This window comes from Thermogemmatispora carboxidivorans, from assembly GCF_000702505.1.
GTDB lineage: Bacteria > Chloroflexota > Ktedonobacteria > Ktedonobacterales > Ktedonobacteraceae > Thermogemmatispora > Thermogemmatispora carboxidivorans.
Window position 1 is genome coordinate 376,956 of sequence record NZ_JNIM01000001.1, and the last position, 17,420, is coordinate 394,375.

Below are 17,420 nucleotides of genomic sequence, written 5' to 3' on the forward strand. Positions count from 1 at the left end.
AGGCCCCAGCGGGGGCGGCCTTCCCGGGCCGGGTGCCTGGCCTCCTATGAAAAAAGTGGGGCCCGCGACGTTCCTGTAACGTATGCTGTGAGAGCGAAGGAGCGTCAATTATGAGCGAGGCCTATCGATCCGATCCGCCGCCGGCTCTCTTTCTGGCCGCCGGCGCCGCCGCCGCTGGCGAGGTGCATCAGTTAGGGATCAGCACGCTGACCTTTAAGGTGACGACGCCCAACGCCGCCAATCTCTTTGTGCTGGAGAATCACTTTCGTAGAGGCGGGGGGCCGCCGCGCCATCTGCACTACGACCAGGAAGAGTGGTTTTATGTGCTGGCCGGAACCTTCCTCTTCGAGGTGGGTTTGCAGCGCTACCTACTGGAGTCGGGGGCCTGCCTGCTGGCTCCGCGCGGCGTTCCCCATGTCTGGGCCTGCACCGGCGAGGGCCGTATTCTGATTGCCTTCCTGCCAGCGGGCAAGATGGAAGCCTTCTTCCGGGCGGTGACCGCCCGTGGCGAGGCGCCGGCCATGCCGCCCCAGGAGGCAGCTCTCTGGCGCGCTCACGGTATGGAGCTGCTTGGGCCGCCGTTGCCGCTGGCCTGATTGGTCTGGGTGAGGTCTCTCTGGAGGTGCGAACCGCCGGGGAGAGAGGGAAGAGCCACGGTCTTATCGTCTGGGGCCTGTTGCTGCTATAATGAGGCCAATCAGGATGCGCTGGCCCGTGGCGCTGGGCTGGCGACCGATAAGGTAAGGGCGGGAGGCTTGCAATGGTCGATGCAGCAGGCAGGGAGCGGCGAAGGCTGACAGCGGCTCTGCAGTTGGCGCTGCCTCTGGTGGCGCGGGCGCCGCAGGAGGGGGTAGGCCGGTCGGAGCCGGGGCCGGTGACAGGAGAGAGGCCGCTGACGACGACAGGCGCGGTGGCGACACGTGCGGCGGTGGTAGAGCTGATGTTAGATTTGGCTGGCTATCGCGAGGCTGAGACGCTGACTGATCGGCTGGCGCTTGAGCCGGCGGCGGGCGAAGGGGCTTTTCTGTTGGCTCTGGCACGCCGTCTGCTCGCAAGCTGGCAGCGCCAGGGGCGGCCCGCGTGCGATCTGGTGCCGGCCCTGCTGGCTTACGAGCTGGATGAGGGACGGGCCAGCCAGGCCCGCCAGGCGCTCTGCCAGCTCTTAGCTGATTATGGCTTCGGCGCTCAGGAGGCGCGGCGTCTGGCTGCTTCCTGGCTGCGCACGGGCGATTTCCTGGTCGAGGCTCCGAGTCTGCCGGCTGCCGATCTGGTGGTGGGCAATCCGCCCTACGTGCGTCCCGAAGCGCTGCCCCGTGAGCGCCTCACCCTCTATCGCTCGCTCTATCGGACGATGCGCGGGCGGGCTGATCTCTATGTGGCCTTTCTGGAGGCGGCTCTCTGGCGCCTGAAGCCGGGGGCGCTCTGTGCCTTCATCTGCCCCGATCGCTGGCTCTTTAACCAGTATGGGGCCGGGCTGCGCCGCCTGGTGGCCGAGGCTTTCAGCCTGGAGCTGGTGCTTGAGATGCACCGTGCTGCTCCTTTCGCTCAGGCCGTGACGGCCTATCCGGCCATTACCTTGATCCGGCGCGCCCGTCAGGGCCATCTTGTCCTGGCGCAGTTCTCAGAGGAGGAGCCGGCAGCTTCGGAGGAGGAGGCTGCCAGCCGGCTACGCGGACTGGCCGGGGCGCTGGAGGCTGTGCGTCAGGGTCAGGGGGTGGCGAGCGCTCTTCCGGCGGGCCTGCGGGCGACACGGCTGGAGATGGCAGGCCCGCTATCGGCTGAGGTTGGGGTCGACTGGTCTGGGCCGGTCCTGGCGCCCGAACGACTGGCCCTCTTGCGTCGGCTGGAGGAGCGCTTTCCGCCGCTAGAGTCGGAGGAGACGGGGACCACGGTCGGCATCGGCCTGGCGACGGGCCTGGATGAGGTCTTTATTACGAGCGACCAAACGCTGGTAGAGCCGTCGCGCCTCTTGCCGCTGCCGCTCCGCGGCGATACGGCGAACGGCGTGCTGCGCTGGTCGGGCCATTATCTGGTCAATCCCTGGCTGCCGGAGGGCCTGGTCCCTCTGGAGGACTTCCCGCGCTTGTGGGCCTATTTCTCGCGCCATGCGGAGGCGCTCAAGCGGCGCTATGTGGCCCGCCGCTCTCCTCAACAGTGGTACCGCACGATTGACCGCGTGCAGTTTGGGCTGATTGGGCGCCACAAGCTCTATGTGCCGGATATCGCGCGCCGTTTGGAGCCTGTGCTTGATGAAGGTCAGACCTATCCTCATCATAATTTGTATGTGATTTGTTCTGGGTCGTGGGACCTGGAAGCTCTGGGTGGGCTGCTGCTCTCGGATGTGGCGCTCTTCTTTGTGGCCTGCTATGGGGTGCGTATGCGCGGCGGCTACTACCGCTTTCAGGCCCAGTATCTGCGGCGGATTCGCCTGCCGCGTCCGGCTGAGGTGACGCCGCGACAGCGCCAGGGTCTGGTGACGGCCTTCCGTCAGCGCGATCGCCGCCTGGCGACGCGCATCGCCCTGGAGCTGTATGGGATCAAGTGCTTGCTTATGGTGGACTAAGCGCCGGCGGAGCGCTCAGTCGACGGCGCCGCTCAGAAAGCGCTCTACCTGAACAAAAGCCTCGCCCAGGGCCGGCCCCAGCTCGGGGGCCTTGCTGAGCAGGCCGCCCACCAGCGGAAAGAGCCGCAGCGCCTGCACGCGCGTGCTCACTCGCGACCACTCCTGCTGAACCAGCCGCAGCAGCTCCTCATGCTCGCCCGCTTCGCCCAGCGCCTGCCCCAGGGCCAGCAGGGCCTGGGCCTGCCTCTCCTCCGTGACGATGCCCGCGATGAGGCGCTGGGCCTCGGCCCAGGTCAGATGTGCCTGCTGGCGCCGGCGGGCCTGGGCTAAAGCCCGTCCCAGAGCCGCTAAGGCCCGTGCTCGCTCGTGATCAGGGCCGATGCTGTTGCTGATGCGGCGCGCGGCCTCCCAGTGTCCGGTCTCAGCCAGCGAGGCGGCCAGGTTAGCCGCCAGCTCGCTGGCCCGCCAGCCATGCGGCAAGCGCTGCAGCAGGCGCTCCGCCTCTTCCCATTCCTGAGCGGCCATGAGCGTCTCGGTCAGGACGGCCAGCGCCTCAGCCTGTCCCCACTCTCCGGCCAGCGCCGCGATCTGCTGCTCGCTCTGCCGCCAATACTGATGGGCCCGCTCGCGCTGACCGGCGGCGGCGAGCGCAGTCCCCAGGGCGGCCAGCAGTTCGGCCTGCTGCGGTGGCTCCATCGTGCCGATGAGCTGTTCACTCTCGCGCCAGCACGCCTCAGCCCGTGCCTGCTGCTCCGGCTCCGCCGCGCGCGCGTAGCCCTGTCCCAGGGTCAGCAGAGCCTCGACCCGCTGGTGAGTCAGCTCAATGGCCTGGCAGAGTTGCCCGGCCTCGTCCAGGCGCCCGGCCTTGACAAACTCGTCGACCAGCAGAACCTGGGCGTCGGCCCGCTCCCAGCCCTCGGGGACACGCTCGACAATGCGGGCCGCCTCGTCCCATTCGCCGGCCTGGGCCAGCTCGCGTGCCAGGGCCTGATAGCCGTCGGACTGCTCCCAACTGCTGTCTTCGCCGGCAATCAGGGCCTCGGCTTCCTGCCAGAGCTGCCGGGCCCGCTCTCTGGCCCCCGCCTGGGCCTGCAGTCGTCCAAGATAGGCCAGGGCCTTGCCCCGCTTCTGGCCATCCACCAGACTGCGTACGCAGCGCTCAGCTTCGTCCCAGGCCGTGGGCGAGTCACAGGCTCTGACGAGCGTGAGGGCGGCCTGCAACTGCTCGCGAGTGGTGGCCTGCTTGCGCAGCAGGTTGACGAGCTGCCACCAGATCTGCTCGGCTTCGGCGCGCCGTCCGGTCTGACTCAGCTCCCGGCCCAGGGCGGTCAGCACCTCGGCCTGTTGTTGCCGATCATCGATCGCGCTGGCGATGCGTATAGCCTCCTGCCAGCGCTCAAGCTGAACCAGACTGCGCGTCAGGAGCGCCAGAGCGTCGCGCCGCTCCTCTCCTTCGGGCAGGGCACGGACGATGGCCTCAGCCTGCTGCCAGGAGTGCCATGCCTCTTCTTGGAGGCCAGCCCGCGCCAGGCTTTGCCCCAGCTCTACATAGGCTGCCTGCTGTTCGTCGGCCCGCTCTAGCCGAGCAAGGTCGGCCTCAGCCTGCTGCCAGAGCCGCTGCGCCGCACTGAGCTGACCGCGCCTGGCCCGGGCCTCTCCGAGATCCGTCAGCGCCTGGAAGCGTACGCGCGGGCGCGCGATGCTCAGGCTGAGAGCCTCGGCCTCCTGCCAGCGTTCGGCGCCGGCCAGGGACTGGACCAGGCTCAGGCGGGCCTCGGCCAGTTGCCCCTCGTCTCGCAGCTGCTGGCAGACGGCTTCAGCTTCCGACCAGCGTTCGGCGGCAGCGAGCGCGCGTATCAGCTCTAGCCGGGTCTCGCCCTGATGCCAGCGCTCGGGAATGCGCTCGCAGAGGCGCGCGGCTTCGCTCCACTGCTGCGCGCTGGCCAGGACTCGCACCAGGGCGACCAGGGCATTGGCTTGCTCCCAGCTCAAGGAGATGGTTGGGATGAGGTGCTCAGCCTGCTGCCAGAGCTGCTGAGCGCGTGCCAGCTCGCCGGCCTGGGCCAGCTCACTGCCGAGAACAGCCAGGGCGGCCACGCGCTGACCGGCGGCGCTCTCGGAGATGGCGGCCAGCGCCTCCTCGGCTTCATTCCAGCGCCGGGCGCGGGCCAGAGCCGCGACCAGCGTCTGCCGCGCCTGGTCCTGCAGAGTGTTGGCGGGCATGGCCTCGATGATCTCCTCGATCTCGGCGCTCTGCCCAGCCTCGGCCAGACCCTGGGCGACCTGCAGCAGGGCCTCGGCGCGGGGATCGGCCAGGGCGATGCGTCGCGCCACGCCGATGGCCGTCCGCCAGAGCTGTAGGGCCGGCTCGCTCCAGCCTGCCCGGTAGAGATCTGCCGCCAGCTCACTCAGCAGCGGAGCCAGACGATCTGGCTCGCTGCTCTGCCGCGCTACGTCGCAGGCGCGCCAGTAGAGCGGCCCGTACTCCTTCTCGGGCGCCCCCTGCTCCTGGAGCTGGCGCGCGATGGCCACCAGAGCCTCTAGCTGGCGCCCGGGATCGCTGATGAGATCGGCCAGGCCGAGAGCCTCTTGCTGCCGCTCCAGTTGAACAAGCAGGGCGAAGGCTTGCGGCGGGTAGCGCTCAGCCTGACTGCTCAGGCTGCAGCGCAGGAGGGTGTAGCTCCACAGGCGCGGCAGTTGCGCCAGCCCCTCGCTGAAGCTCCAGCCCTCCCAGGCAGCGGCCTGACGCCCAAAGTCAAGATCGCCAGCATAGGCGCGGGTACTGGGATCAAGCTGATGAATCTTGCGCTGCCCATAGCGACCAGCGTCGAGCAGGGCAAAGAGACGCTCCCAGGCCCGTCCGTGAAAGAGGTGAGCCGCCAGGTGCTGGCGGGCGTAGCGCCGGCGCGCGGCCTCGTCGGGGTCGTGGCGCGCCTCCTGCCAGATCAGCTCATTGCCGCCACGCTCGCACCAGTCGGCCAGCACCCGATGCCAGTGGGCCTCTTCGGCGGCGCTGAAGAGATAGGGCCTGGCCGGCTGCTCCGCGTCCTGGCGCAGGTAATCGCGGAGCTTGAGATGGAAGAGGCTGTAGCGCCCACTGCCGTCGGCAACCAGCAGCCCGCCAAGCTGTTGCAGGGCGTCGCGGACCTGGTAGGTGGGGAGCGGCGCCAGAATCTGGCTGAGCTGCGCCTGCCCCAGCGGTTCGCGCGCGACCAGCAGCAGGCCCAGCAGGGGATACAGCGCACGCTCCCAGAGGGGATGCTGCTTGAGACGCTCGATGGCCAGGGTGAAGAGATTGACAGGATCGCTGGAGAGGCGGGCACTGAGAGCTTCCGCGGTGAGCGTCGGATCGCGGGCCAGCTCGCGGGCGGCCAGGTCAAGATAGAGGGTGTTCTCCTCCATGAGGGCATAGAGGCGGTCGCCTTCGGCCCGCGTGAGCTGAAGACCGCGCTGGCGCAGGAGCTGGTCGAAGTCGGCGCGGCTCAGCGGCGGCAGGCTGTACTCGGACTCCGGCCCGCGCTGGTGGAGGGCCTGCAGGATATCATCGGGCCGGCTCCCCAAAACAAAGACGCAGCCCGCCGGCGGGCGCAGCGGGAGAAAGCTCAGTTCGCGCCTACCCGTGGCATCGCGCGGAAGCTGATCGAGACCGTCGATGCAGATCAGGAGGCGCTCGCCGCGTTCGCCCAGCTCGTTGAGCAGCTTCCAGAAGGCCGCCGTCAGGGCCGCGCGGCTCGTGCCGGCCAGCAACAGGGGCGTCGGATCAAGGGCCTGGGCAAGGATCAGACGCGCCAGCAGGTCGCGCAATAGGGCAACAACATGGTCGGCAGGAGGATCAAGCGGCAGGAAGTGATGCGGGACACGCTCCGGCCCTTCTTCCTGAACAAGGCGGGCGATGAGGCTGCTCTTGCCCTGGCCAGCCTGGCCACTGATGACCAGGTAGCCACCGTAGGGCTGCAGCCCGGCAATCTGCCGGCGAATGGCGACCAGCTCGGCGCTGCGCCCGACAAACCCCTCCAGGCGGCTCCTGATAAAGGGCCGATGATCGATAAGCAGAGCATGCAGGGCCTGCTCTTGCTCGGGCGAGAACTGGCGTGCACCGCTCGCCTGCCGCCCGAAGCGCAGACGCTCGCTGAAGAGCCGGCGCAGACCTTCCTCAACACGGTGCAGGCCCTCGTCGCGCGCCCGCCAGAGGCTGAGGGCCTTGGGCGGCTGGCCCGGCGGCAGAGCCTCTAGCTCGCCGAGCGCGGTATGCTCCCAGGCTACCGGACGCACGATGATGGGAACGACTACGACCCCCTCCGCGCGCCGCCGCTGCAGCGCAGCCTCCATCTCGTCGAGACAGTCGGAACTGTCGAGAAAGTCGGGACTGATGAGGAGCAGGATGAGATCGGCACTCTTGAGGGCGGCTTGTCTGGCCTGCTGATAGTCACTGCCAGCCAGAATCTGCCTCGGCCCACTGAGGCGCGGCGCCTCCAGGCCAGCCTCCCGCGCGGCCAATCGTACCCGCCGCTCGAGACGCTCCCCCCAGCTCTGATCTGCCCCGGCATAGCTGAGGTAGACATGCAGGCTGCGACTGGCCGCGGCTCCCGACTGCATGCTGTACCTCCTCTGGCCGGCTCCGGCTCACTCCGCGTCGCTGATGGGCACCGGTAGCCCGTGGCTGATCAGCCAGTCGCGTAACCACGGGATCTTAGAGACGTTCCAGCGACAGACCGGCAGGCGGGCAAAGTCCTGGGCCGACATCCCTAGACCCCGCAGATAGGCGTCTAGCTCCTCGGGACTGTTGAGCCCCAGGTCCCAGGTGCGCTTTGCCCAATCAGCGTTATCCAGGTCGGCATCAGGAAAGAACAGCTGATCTTCCTCCGCTGGCATCGTGGACCCTCTCTTTCGTTGATCGGCTGGCTGCGACGGAAACGCACCAGGACCCGGCTCCGCCCGGCGGTGCGCCTCTTCCCGAGTCAGCCCGGGAAGGCATCTTCCTTTACAAAACTGCCTGCTGCTTCTGCAAGTATACCATACAATGCGGCCCGACGTCATCCAAAATAGTGGCCGCTTCTCTACGATAGAGAGCATAGAGTATCAGAGAGAATGCCCCGGCAGAGAATACTCTTTATTGGAAAAAATCTTCCATAAATGGCATGATTGCGCTATACTAATAAATGTATCTCATATATGGGGGAGAATCGTGCTTCGGTTGCGAATCAAAGAGGTTGCACGTGAGAAGGGTGTATCCATCAATCAGCTATCCCAGCGGGCAGAGGTCAGCTATAACATTGTCAAGGCCATCTGTCGCAATCCTTATCGACCCACTAATACGGCTACAATCAGCCGCATTGCCCAGGCCCTGGGGGTGCCGACCATCGTCCTGCTGGAAGAGGTCTCGGAGGAGGAGATGGCCCGTGAACAGCGCGCCCTGGCAACGGAGCCGGCACTCCCCCACCGATCAAGAGGCCGGCCCCGCCGCCAACGGCCCTGACGAACCGCTGTCAGCGAGGCCAGGCCGGCCAATGCCACTCAGAGAAGAGAGAAGAGGAGAAGATGGCGCGCGCGACGCTCGCCACGCCACCGCGCGCCATCTCGCGGAATCATAGCCGTCGCTGCGTTCGTTCGGGAAAGCATCATGCAAGAAGGGGGGCCTTCGCGCTCTCGAGTGGGGGATGACAGCAGACGAAGAGGCGTGTTGAGAGCGGAGGAAGAACGAAGACCCCTCTTCAGCATCGCAAAGGTTCAGGCGCAGCTCCCACCTCCTTTCAGGTTCGGGTGGAAGGACGGCAGGACCAGGCTCAGGTACTGGTGAAGCTGCTCGCAGTTGGCCAGGACCTGGTCGCGCTCCTTGGAGGCAGCAATCTTCTGGCGTACCAACTCAGCGAAGGTGGCAATCGCTTCGGTGATCAGCTCCAGCTCGTCCCACCTGAGAAGGATCACCTGCCCGCTGAGAATCTGCTCAACCTTGAGCAGGACGAGCTGAATCCGGTTGATGCTGCGATGGCTCACCGGCTGGCCAGCCTGGCCCGACTGCAGGTAGCGCCCATAAAACAGGAGAATGTACTTGATGGCCTTCAGGTCGTCGGTTCCGACCCCCATCATCACCTGCTTCCCCTCCCGTTGCCCCTCCTTCATCAGTCACTTCCTTTCTATACTGGCAACATGACACTTCCGACCAGTCCCTTGCTTGTTCCACGCGGGTCAGCCCTAACCCATCCAAATTATATCTTACAAGTATCAATTTGTAAATATCTCCTCTCAAGATAACACCAAGGAATGGAATTCCTTATATAGGAACTGGCTGGTATGCTTAAAAAAAACCTATTGAGGAACCAGCTTGCTACGCCTGCGCGTCAAAGAGGTTGCCCGAGAAAAGGGCATGTCGATGCACCGACTTTCGCTACAAGCGCAGCTCAGCTATCACGTCATTCGCGAGATTTTTATTGATCCCTACAAGCCGGTCTCCTCGGATACCATCAATCGCGTAGCCGAGGCCCTGGGGGTGCCGGTCACAGCGATCATCGAGGACGTGCCGAAGGAGCAGGCTGAAGAGGAGCGGAGGCGGCTCAGAAGCAGTGCCTCCGGCAGCGAATCGTCGTCTGATTGAGCGTTTGACTACACGGTTGCAGTGTCAGACATCCGCTCAACCTATTGCCGGAGGGGTAGGAGTAAACAGGGTTGGGAGCCTCCAGTGTAGTGGAAAAGGGCCAGCAAAGAGAAGAAATGAAGCGTGCAATCACTCCTATGAATGGTGTATAATCTTCAAGACGGTAGAAAAGAAGCGCTTGCTTGCTGTACTCTCCCAGGCCGCAGCCTCAGCGCGGCCTGGTGGCCTTTTTGAAGGAGTGAGCGAGCGCTGAAGGTTGGGAGTGAGGAAGCCCCCGCGGTGGAGCGCCTCATTCATCGCCTGCTGTGCTCTCTATTGCTGGAAAGTTGAGGGGGAATGCATGCTACGCCTCCGCGTCAAAGAGGTAGCTCAAGAGAAAAAAATCTCGATGCATCGCCTTTCTATGGTAGCAGAAATCAGCTATTACATCATTCGAGGAATCTGTGCCGATCCTTACAAAACCATCTCCACCTACACGCTCAATCGGATCGCTGAGGCGCTGGAAGTGCCGGTCACGGCCCTCGTCGAGGACGTCCCGCGGGAGCAGGCCGAAGCAGAGCGGCGGCAGCTCAAGCGCAGGGCCGCCGGGGGCAAAGCGTCGTCCAGGTGAGCGCTGTGCAGCAGAGAAGCGGGGTGGGCCATCCGCTCACTCCGCGGTCGTTTTCCGGGTGAGGAGTAGCAAGGGGGGTAAACGGGAGTGAAGGGCACCGTATGTACACAGCCTCACAGATAGTGTATACTCTCTCTTGACAGCAGAAAAGAAGCGCTTGCTTGCCAGGTAGCGTAGTGGTCACGGTGGCCCTGGTGCTTCCGCCCGATCCCTGACTGGGGCAGTGAGCGGAGCGGGTCGCCGCGAAGAGGAGGGCCGCGATGGGGTAGGTTGGACGAGAGAAATTGGGGAGCAGGCTCCCATGTCTATCTGCCACAACCGACGCGCTCTGCAAGGAGCAATCGTCCCGAATCAGAGCACGCTGGAGCACAGTCGTACCAGTGGAAGCCGCTGGCCCGTAGCGACCGCCCGCTGCTGCCCGTGTCCTCGCCTGGTCGAAGAGCGGCCTGGGCAGGTTCTGCTTGCCCGGCGCAGGGCCGCAGTCGAGGCCGGCGAGGGCAGGCCCTCATCCTCCTCAACCCTGGCCACCATCCAGGAGGCTGTCAGCCTCTCGGTTCTGCTCATCCTGCAGCAAGCGACTGGCGTAAATAGTCATTTTGGGCTAATTTCCTGTTTCCTCCCATCTCATTTATGAATTTTCACTTTGATGGGTATATTCATCGACAAAGAATTAGTGTATACTAAGAAAGAAATAGCCATCAAGCAGACGGCTATGCATTAGTTGTTTCTCAAGCGACCAACCGCCCACATTGCAGCGGAAGCTTGCTGGAGCCTCGTCTGGAGGGGCAGAGAGAAGAAAGAGAAGGTTTGCGGTGTCTTCGCTGGTGCGTGCGAAGCGCCCCCTGGGGGAAAGGCGCCTCTATCGTCGTTCTGCCCTGCCATGTGGAGGGAACAATCGTGGACTGGCCTGGAAGAAAGAGGAAATGGTCGGGTTGGAAGACCCCTAGTTTCTGATCAAAAGAGAGGACAAAATGGAAACCGGAAATGAGCATGGAAAGAATGAGCACATGAACCCCAATGAAGAAATTGCCTATTATCAGAAGCAACTAGAGCAGCAGCGCGCCGAGGGGGATCGGGATGGTGAGATGTTCAGCCTCTTCCGACTCGGTCTTCTCTTCCAGCGCCAGGATCAGCTTGACCAGGCCCGCGACTATTACCAGCAAGCGCTCACCCGCAGCCGTGAGCATGGTCTGCGTCTCAAAGAGGCCAATGCGCTCTCTAGCCTGGGCACCCTGTACCAACGGCAAGGCGAGCGCGAGCAGGCGCTGGAGGTCTATCGTCAAGCGCTGAACATTCAGCGCGAAGTCGGTTCTCTAGAGGGAGAGGGTACCACGCTTGGGCGCCTGGCCACTCTCTATCAAGAGATGCATTGCGATCAGGAGGCGCTCATCTGCTATCGAGAGGCCCTTTCTATTCATCGCGAAGTGAACAACCGCAGCGGCCTGGGGATCACCCTCAACAACCTGGGTTCCTTCTATCAAGAGCACGGCCATATTCAGCGCGCTCTGAGCTGTTTTCAGGAGGCGCTGGAGATTCAGAGCGAGATCGGTGATCAGCGTGGTAAAGGGGCCACGCTCAGCAAATTGGCCTCGCTCTATTTCGCGCTTGGGCAGATCCAGCGCGCTCATGGCCTGTATCAGGAAGCGTTATACATCCTGCGCCGTGAAGAAGACCGTTCCCTCCTGGCCCTCACCCTGGGCGGCCTGGGTCAGCTCTATCAGATCTGCCTGCAGGCCAAAGAGGCCCTGCGCTGCTATCGTCAGGCCCTGGACATGGCGCGTCTCAGCCATGACCGCGAGCGTGAAGTCGTAGTACTGAGCAACCTGGGGATTTTCTTCGCCTTCTTCCATCAGACGCGCGCGGCCCTGGCCTGCTTCCTGCACATGCTCGATCTCCTGCGCGGCTGCCAGGTCTCTGCTGACCAGTATCAGGAGGTCGAGGCTGCGGTTGGCCTGCTCTGCATGCATCTGGCCGAAGAAGGGATTGTCGTTGATCTGGCGGAGCTGGTCCCGCGTGCCGCCGACGTCATCGCCGAGGCCCTGGAGAGGCCGCCGACGCAGGCCATGCGTGCTATGAGCCGGGGCGCCCTGGCGCTGGACATGCTCACCTTTCTCAGCGACGCGGTGGTCGACGTCTGCACCGTCAACCCCGCTGCCAGCCAGGTGGTCCAGCTCATCCTCCAGCGCGCCTGCAATCTCCTGCGGGCCCAGCTCGCCAATGGTCTGGCCACCGCCGGCTCGGGCCATCAAGAGCTAGAGTTTTTCACGACGCTGCAGGGCCTGCTCGAAGGCCAGAAAACCGTCTCTCTGCCGCCGCGGCACCGCTATCAGCCGCTGCTGGAGGTCATCAAGCGGGGCATTGCCCTCTACTTTAACGACCCCGATCATCATCATCAATCTCAGCAGCGGACCCCTGACAGAGGCTAGGGCTGCTGCGCCGTAGACGCGCGGCTCGTTCTGGCGAGAGTCGCAAACAAGCAAGCCATCCTGCTTGCCTGGCCTGTAGGTCTGGCGCTTAGGGCGCATGTCAGACTGTCTAGCCGGCTGTGGAAGGTCAGTAGGGTATGGAACTAAAAAGGAAGGCATGTCAGCAGTAAAAATACTGATAGTCGTATGGAACTAAAAATTGTATCGTAGTAAGAAATGCTGATTCAGATTGACCGGCTGGGACTGCGCGCCTTGTCAAGCAGGCAAGGCAGTGAGTGCACGATTCCTGGCCTGGTCAATCTCCTCAAGAAAGGGAAATATATGCAAGAGCCGCAGCGCGGGCAGGGACCGGGACAGGTGCCGCCAGTCCAGCCAGCCATGTTTACGGGAGGGTCCATGCAGGCTGGAAGCAGAGGGCAAAGTGGTACTATTCTGCGCAGCAGCCTGCTGATGGCGATCGCCTTCTTCTGCATCCTGCTCATCTTTAATGCCTGTGCAATCTCCCCTGTGGCGGGGCCACTCAATCAAACTACCGCTCTCATTGCCAGGAATCTGACCCAGTCCAGCCAGGCCGCTGTCACGCTGGAAGGCATCCTCTATAGTCTGATCTTCAGCGTGCCGACGGACCTGCTGGCCGCCTGTGTCTATCTCGGAGCAGGGATCTTCATGGGGCGTCGGGGCCACACCATGAGCGTGATCATGCTCACAGCCGGCCTGGCGACGCTCTGGTTTATCCTGCTTGATGCGCTGCTCTCGCTCATCTTCGCCGTCATCGGCCTCATGATGGCAGAATCGATCTCTCTCAATGCGATAGGGGAACTCCTGGGCAGCTCCTACTTTCTCGCTTTCTACTTTGGCTTCCTGGGGTTTGACCTCCTCATGGTCCTCATCTTCGGACTCGGCTTCTCTGCCTTTGGTGGCCTGCTTGGGAGGCCAAGGAGGCCGGCCCCGTTGGCTCCCTATGGAGGGCTGGGACCCTATCCAACGCAGGCGCCTTACCCCGCGCCGCCGGGGGCTATGCCGCCGCCGGGCTGGAGACCAGGCGCAGGCTGGCCGGTGCCCAGCGCAGGGCCGGGGCAGCCGCAGCCACCCTATCCGGCGCCCGAGCCAGGGCGAGCGGCCAGTGCAGGGCCGGGGCAGCCGCAGCCACCCTATCCGGCGCCCGAGCCAGGGCGAGCGGCCAGTGCAGGGCCGGGGCAGCCGCAGCCACCCTATCCGGCGCCCGAGCCAGGGCGAGCGGCCAGTGCAGGGCCGGGGCAGCCGCAGCCACCCTCTCCAGGGCCCGAGCCAGGGCGAGCGGCCAGCGCAGAGCCGGGGCAGCCGCAGGAGCCAGCGCAGGGCCAGGAGCCGCCGATCTCCCCATCTCCCAGCTCATCCGAAGCCTAGCCACCACTGGACAACGTTCGGCGGTGAGCGTATACTTACTTCTTGTAGAGTGATCATCAGCACGGAGACTACGTCAGTCGGCCAGAGCGAAGGCGTAGTCTCACGCGCTGTCTTGCCGCCAGTGCCTGCCAAAGGATGGCCGTCTCATGGACGTCGAGCGCGAGCCCCCATCGGAGACTCCAGCTCCGATGCCAGAGGGCGAAGAGCCGGTCCCTGGCATGCGAACCGTGCCGGGACGAGAGGTGCAGGCGTCAGCGACAGCCGGCTATGCTCTGGGGCAAAGTGGCCTCTGGTCGGGGGCTGATCCTGCCCTGCGCAACCTCCTCATCGTCCTCACCGTCGCCTGGTATGTGATCCTGCTGCTGCCCGTCAACCAGGTCTTCTTTCTCCTGGGGAGGCCGCTCGCCGAAGCCCTCATGGAGCGCTTTGACCTTGGCGATATCGGCGCTTTCGTCACCGCCTATATCTTCTGGGCCTGCCTCTGCCAAAGCATGTTTGCCATCATGGGCTACTTCGCCTGCGGCTGGCCTCCGATCGCTCGAGATGGGCAGCCGTCGCATCCCCACGGCCTTGGCCCGGCCCTACGCGCCACCTACTGGTACCTGCTGGCCGATGCCGTCCTCTTCTTCCCCTACTTTGTCCTCCTCCTCTTTATCTACAGCGGCTTTCAACTTCAGGCAGTCATCGCCTTCTTCTCCGGCCCCCTGCTATCTGGGCTCCTCTTCCTGCTCCTGGAAGGACTCTTCTTCAACAGCCTGCTGGCCCTCACCCTGGGGTTGGGAGCCTACTGGCTGGCGGCGAGACTGGGAAGCCAGGCCAGCAGCGGACGAGGGCGTGAGCGGAGAAACAAAGCCAGCCGGTCGACTCCCTTGTCCGGGCGGAGGGGCCAACGCCCTCACAGCCGGCAGCGGCCTGAAGATCTGCGCCCATAGGAGGAAGCGCGGGCCGGCCCCGGCTGAGGTTAGCGCTCACCAGCCCTGCTCACGATAAATCTTCAGCGTCTGCTGATCGCCCGGCACATAGCTCACCATAGAGTAGCTGCTCATCCCCGTAAAAACCGTGGTAGCCGTGCGCAACGTCAGGCGGCCCAGCTCACTATGCTGCACCTGGAAGACAAAGGAGGGGGCAGGCTTGCCAGTGGGGTAAGCAGCCGAAGCAATGCGCTTAAACTCGGGCAACTCGCGGAGGCGGCGCCACAGCTCCTTATACTCAGGCAAATGGGTCATCGTATGCGTATTGTAGAGGAAATCGCTCACCAGGCGGCGGGCCAGATCCTCCCAGCCGTGGAAGCGGCGGCGCATCTGGGGATCGAAGACGAACTCCAGCAGATGCAGCTTAGGATGCTGCTCAGCCAGAGAGGGATCGATCTCAAAGAGGCGAAGAGAAGCAGCATTCCACGAATGGAGGAACCAGAGGCGATCGAGCGAATGCGCCGGGTACGAGGTACTCTGCACCAACAAGCTTGCCAGCTCACCCAACTCGAGCAGGGCGCTGGTCAAGCGATCCGGCTCCACATGCTGGCCGGTCAGGCGAGTATAGGAGTCATAGAAGCGCTGGCACTCCTCGCCCTGCAGCTCCAGCGCGCGGGCAATATTGCGCACCACATGAGGGGAAGGATTGGTACGCATGCCCACCTCCAGATGATAGATATAGGTCCGTGAAAGGCGGCTGGCCTGAGCGAGCTGGCCCTGAGAGAGGCCATGCTGCTGGCGCAGCTCGGTCAAGAGGCGAGCGAACTCAGAACGCTCAACGGCCTCAGTGCTCCGACTCATCGCTGAACCATCCTTGTGCGCTTTTATCTGTTAGCTACACCCACATTATGGCGCAAAATTTGTTAGCTGGCAACATACCCATCATCGGAAGAGCAACATATAATACTAGTAACAAGTGGGGACTGTATGCTCGGAAGGGTGGCCATCGTGGGCTGCCCGGTTGGCGTATCCTGGTGGATACCAGACAATGAGGAGCGAGACCATGTCTGATTCTGCGGTCAGCAAGAATACACAGCCGAACGAACAACCCTCGATGAGCGCAACGGTGCAGGCCGAGGCGGAGCTGTTGGCGAAGCGGCCCTGGATCAAGCATTACCAAGAGGGCGTCCCCGTTCACCTGGAGATCCCCGACCAGCCCCTGACCTGGCTGCTCGACGAGACAGTCCGTCGTCATCCTGAGAAGACCGCCTTTATCTATTATGGGACGCGCATCTCCTACGCGCGTTTTGCCGCCCTGGCCAATCGTTTTGCCGCTGTCCTGCAGCGGCTGGGCATCAAGAAAGGCGACCGGGTAGCCATTGCCCTGCCCAACATCCCGCAATATCCGATCGCCTTCTACGGCACTCTGCGGCTTGGGGCCATAGCGGTTCCGACCAACCCGCTCTACACCGAGCGCGAGATGCAGCACCAGATGGCGGACTCTGGTGCGCGCATCCTCATCATGCTTGACATGTTCTATCCGGTCGTACGCGCCATTCGCGACAAGACCGCCTTAGAGCACATCATCATCACCAGTCCCGCTGACTTTCTGCCGCCGCTCTTACGCACGCTCTACCCCTTGAGCCAGCGCCGAGAGCGGCACAAGCAGCCGCAGCCCCCCTTGACCAAAGACGAGCTGCGAACCGACCCCAAGCTTCTGCTCATGAGCGACCTGCTCAAGCCCAGCAGTGCCGAAGGAGTCGAAGTATTCACCGTACCTGACCCGCCGCGCAGCTCGGATCTGGCCGTACTGCAGTACACGGGAGGCACCACCGGTCTCTCCAAGGGGGCCATGCTCACCCATCGCAACCTGCTGGCCAACGCCTATCAGACGCGCTACTGGACGCCGCAGGCCCATGATGCGGGTGAGACCGGCCTCTGTGTCGCTCCCTTCTTCCACTCCTACGGGCTGACCGTAGGTCTCAACCTTGGCACGCTGGCGGCGGCCAGCATGGTACTGCTCCCGCAATTCAGGCCCAAGGAAGTGGTGCGAGCCATCAAGCGCTATCGCCCGACCATGTTCCCGGGCATACCGACCATGTACATTGCCATCATGCGCGAAGCCGGCAAAGACAGCAGCGCCTTTCGATCGATTCGCTACTGCATCAGCGGGGCGGCGCCGCTGCCGGCCAAAGTACGTCATGATTTCGAGGGCCTCTCGGGCGGGCGCCTGGTAGAGGGCTATGGTCTCAGCGAAGCCTCGCCTGTCACCCACTGCAACCCGCTCAACGGTGACGTACGCGAAGGCAGCATTGGTCTGCCCCTGCCTGAAGTCGACGCGGCCATCATGGACCCCGAGAGCGGCAAGCTCCTGCCGCCGGGCGAGATTGGCGAGCTGGTCGTACGGGGTCCCAACATCATGCGGGGCTACTGGAACCGCAAGGAAGAGACCGAAGCCATCTTCCGCGACGGTTGGATGCGCACCGGCGACCTTGGCAAGATGGACGAAGACGGCTATTTTTACCTGGTCGAGCGTGCCAAAGATATGATTCTCGCCAGCGGCTTCAACGTCTACCCGCGCGAGATCGAAGAAGTACTTTTCCGTCATCCTGCCGTACAAGAAGCGGCGGTAGTTGGTGTGCCCGACGAATACCGCGGTGAGACCGTAGCCGCCTTCATTGTCCTCAAGCCGGGCGTCGCCGCCAATGACGCCACCCGGCAAGAGATCGTCGCATTCTGTCGCAAAGAGCTGACAGCCTACAAGGTCCCCAAGATCGTCGAATTTCGTGAGAGTCTGCCCAAGTCTCTCATTGGCAAAGTTTTGCGTCGCGAGCTGCGCGAGCAATGGCTCAAGCAGCGGAGCGCTAATCATTAGACTGAAGCACAGCAACACGCAAACGGCTGGCATCCTCGCCTGACCTGGGCGACGCGG

14 protein-coding genes are annotated in these 17,420 nt (G+C 63.6%); 10 read left to right on the forward strand and 4 right to left on the reverse strand.

Annotated elements, in window-relative coordinates; genetic code table 11:
* The first annotated feature begins 110 nt into the window (after positions 1-110).
* Both N688_RS01520 and N688_RS01525 read left to right on the forward strand, forming a co-directional pair.
* Positions 111-596 (forward strand): cupin domain-containing protein, encoded by a 486-nt coding sequence (locus N688_RS01520; protein WP_052887637.1) that lies wholly within the window; start codon positions 111-113, stop codon positions 594-596.
* Positions 597-760: 164 nt separating this feature from the next.
* A complete protein-coding gene (locus tag N688_RS01525) occupies positions 761-2,563 on the forward strand; it encodes an Eco57I restriction-modification methylase domain-containing protein (RefSeq protein ID WP_052887638.1) in 1,803 nt (600 codons plus the stop codon).
* Positions 2,564-2,578: 15 nt separating this feature from the next.
* Here N688_RS01525 and N688_RS23320 read toward each other — a convergent pair whose 3' ends face one another.
* The gene (locus N688_RS23320) at positions 2,579-7,159 is read right to left on the reverse strand and encodes a TIR domain-containing protein (RefSeq protein ID WP_052887639.1); all 4,581 of its coding nucleotides are present in this window, start codon (positions 7,157-7,159) and stop codon (positions 2,579-2,581) included.
* Between the two features lie 27 nt (positions 7,160-7,186).
* A complete protein-coding gene (locus tag N688_RS01535; RefSeq protein WP_052887640.1) occupies positions 7,187-7,435 on the reverse strand; it encodes a hypothetical protein in 249 nt (82 codons plus the stop codon).
* A gap of 313 nt (positions 7,436-7,748) precedes the next feature.
* Between N688_RS01535 and N688_RS23090 the strand changes: the two genes are divergently transcribed.
* Positions 7,749-8,039: a helix-turn-helix domain-containing protein gene (locus tag N688_RS23090; protein ID WP_162179469.1), complete on the forward strand. Its 291-nt coding sequence runs from the start codon at positions 7,749-7,751 to the stop codon at positions 8,037-8,039.
* A 251-nt stretch (positions 8,040-8,290) separates the two neighbouring features.
* Here the strand turns inward: N688_RS23090 and N688_RS01545 are convergent, their stop codons facing one another.
* A complete protein-coding gene (locus N688_RS01545) occupies positions 8,291-8,683 on the reverse strand; it encodes a hypothetical protein (protein ID WP_052887642.1) in 393 nt (130 codons plus the stop codon).
* A 202-nt stretch (positions 8,684-8,885) separates the two neighbouring features.
* On the opposite strand from N688_RS01545, the gene N688_RS01550 reads away from it, so the two are divergent.
* The 6 genes from N688_RS01550 (at position 8,886) to N688_RS01570 (ending at position 14,509) form a co-directional block, all read left to right on the forward strand.
* A complete protein-coding gene (locus N688_RS01550; protein WP_052887643.1) occupies positions 8,886-9,155 on the forward strand; it encodes a helix-turn-helix domain-containing protein in 270 nt (89 codons plus the stop codon).
* Positions 9,156-9,495: 340 nt separating this feature from the next.
* Positions 9,496-9,765 carry a helix-turn-helix domain-containing protein gene (locus N688_RS01555; protein WP_052887644.1) on the forward strand — a complete coding sequence of 90 codons (270 nt, stop codon included), beginning with the start codon at positions 9,496-9,498 and terminating at the stop codon, positions 9,763-9,765.
* Between the two features lie 301 nt (positions 9,766-10,066).
* Complete coding sequence (locus N688_RS22600) at positions 10,067-10,399, forward strand: hypothetical protein (protein WP_156025239.1); 333 nt, start codon at positions 10,067-10,069, stop codon at positions 10,397-10,399.
* A 337-nt stretch (positions 10,400-10,736) separates the two neighbouring features.
* A complete protein-coding gene (locus tag N688_RS01560) occupies positions 10,737-12,191 on the forward strand; it encodes a tetratricopeptide repeat protein (RefSeq protein ID WP_052887645.1) in 1,455 nt (484 codons plus the stop codon).
* A gap of 321 nt (positions 12,192-12,512) precedes the next feature.
* Positions 12,513-13,577, forward strand: coding sequence for a hypothetical protein (locus tag N688_RS01565; protein WP_156025240.1), 1,065 nt, complete (start codon positions 12,513-12,515; stop codon positions 13,575-13,577).
* Positions 13,578-13,795: 218 nt separating this feature from the next.
* A complete protein-coding gene (locus tag N688_RS01570; RefSeq protein WP_156025241.1) occupies positions 13,796-14,509 on the forward strand; it encodes a hypothetical protein in 714 nt (237 codons plus the stop codon).
* Between the two features lie 36 nt (positions 14,510-14,545).
* Here the strand turns inward: N688_RS01570 and N688_RS01575 are convergent, their stop codons facing one another.
* Positions 14,546-15,349, reverse strand: coding sequence for an MmyB family transcriptional regulator (locus N688_RS01575; RefSeq protein WP_052887648.1), 804 nt, complete (start codon positions 15,347-15,349; stop codon positions 14,546-14,548).
* A gap of 202 nt (positions 15,350-15,551) precedes the next feature.
* Here N688_RS01575 and N688_RS01580 point away from each other — a divergent pair, with 202 nt between their 5' ends.
* On the forward strand, positions 15,552-17,363 hold the full coding sequence (locus N688_RS01580) for a long-chain-fatty-acid--CoA ligase (protein WP_081838399.1): 1,812 nt from the start codon (positions 15,552-15,554) through the stop codon (positions 17,361-17,363).
* The last annotated feature ends 57 nt before the right edge of the window (positions 17,364-17,420 follow it).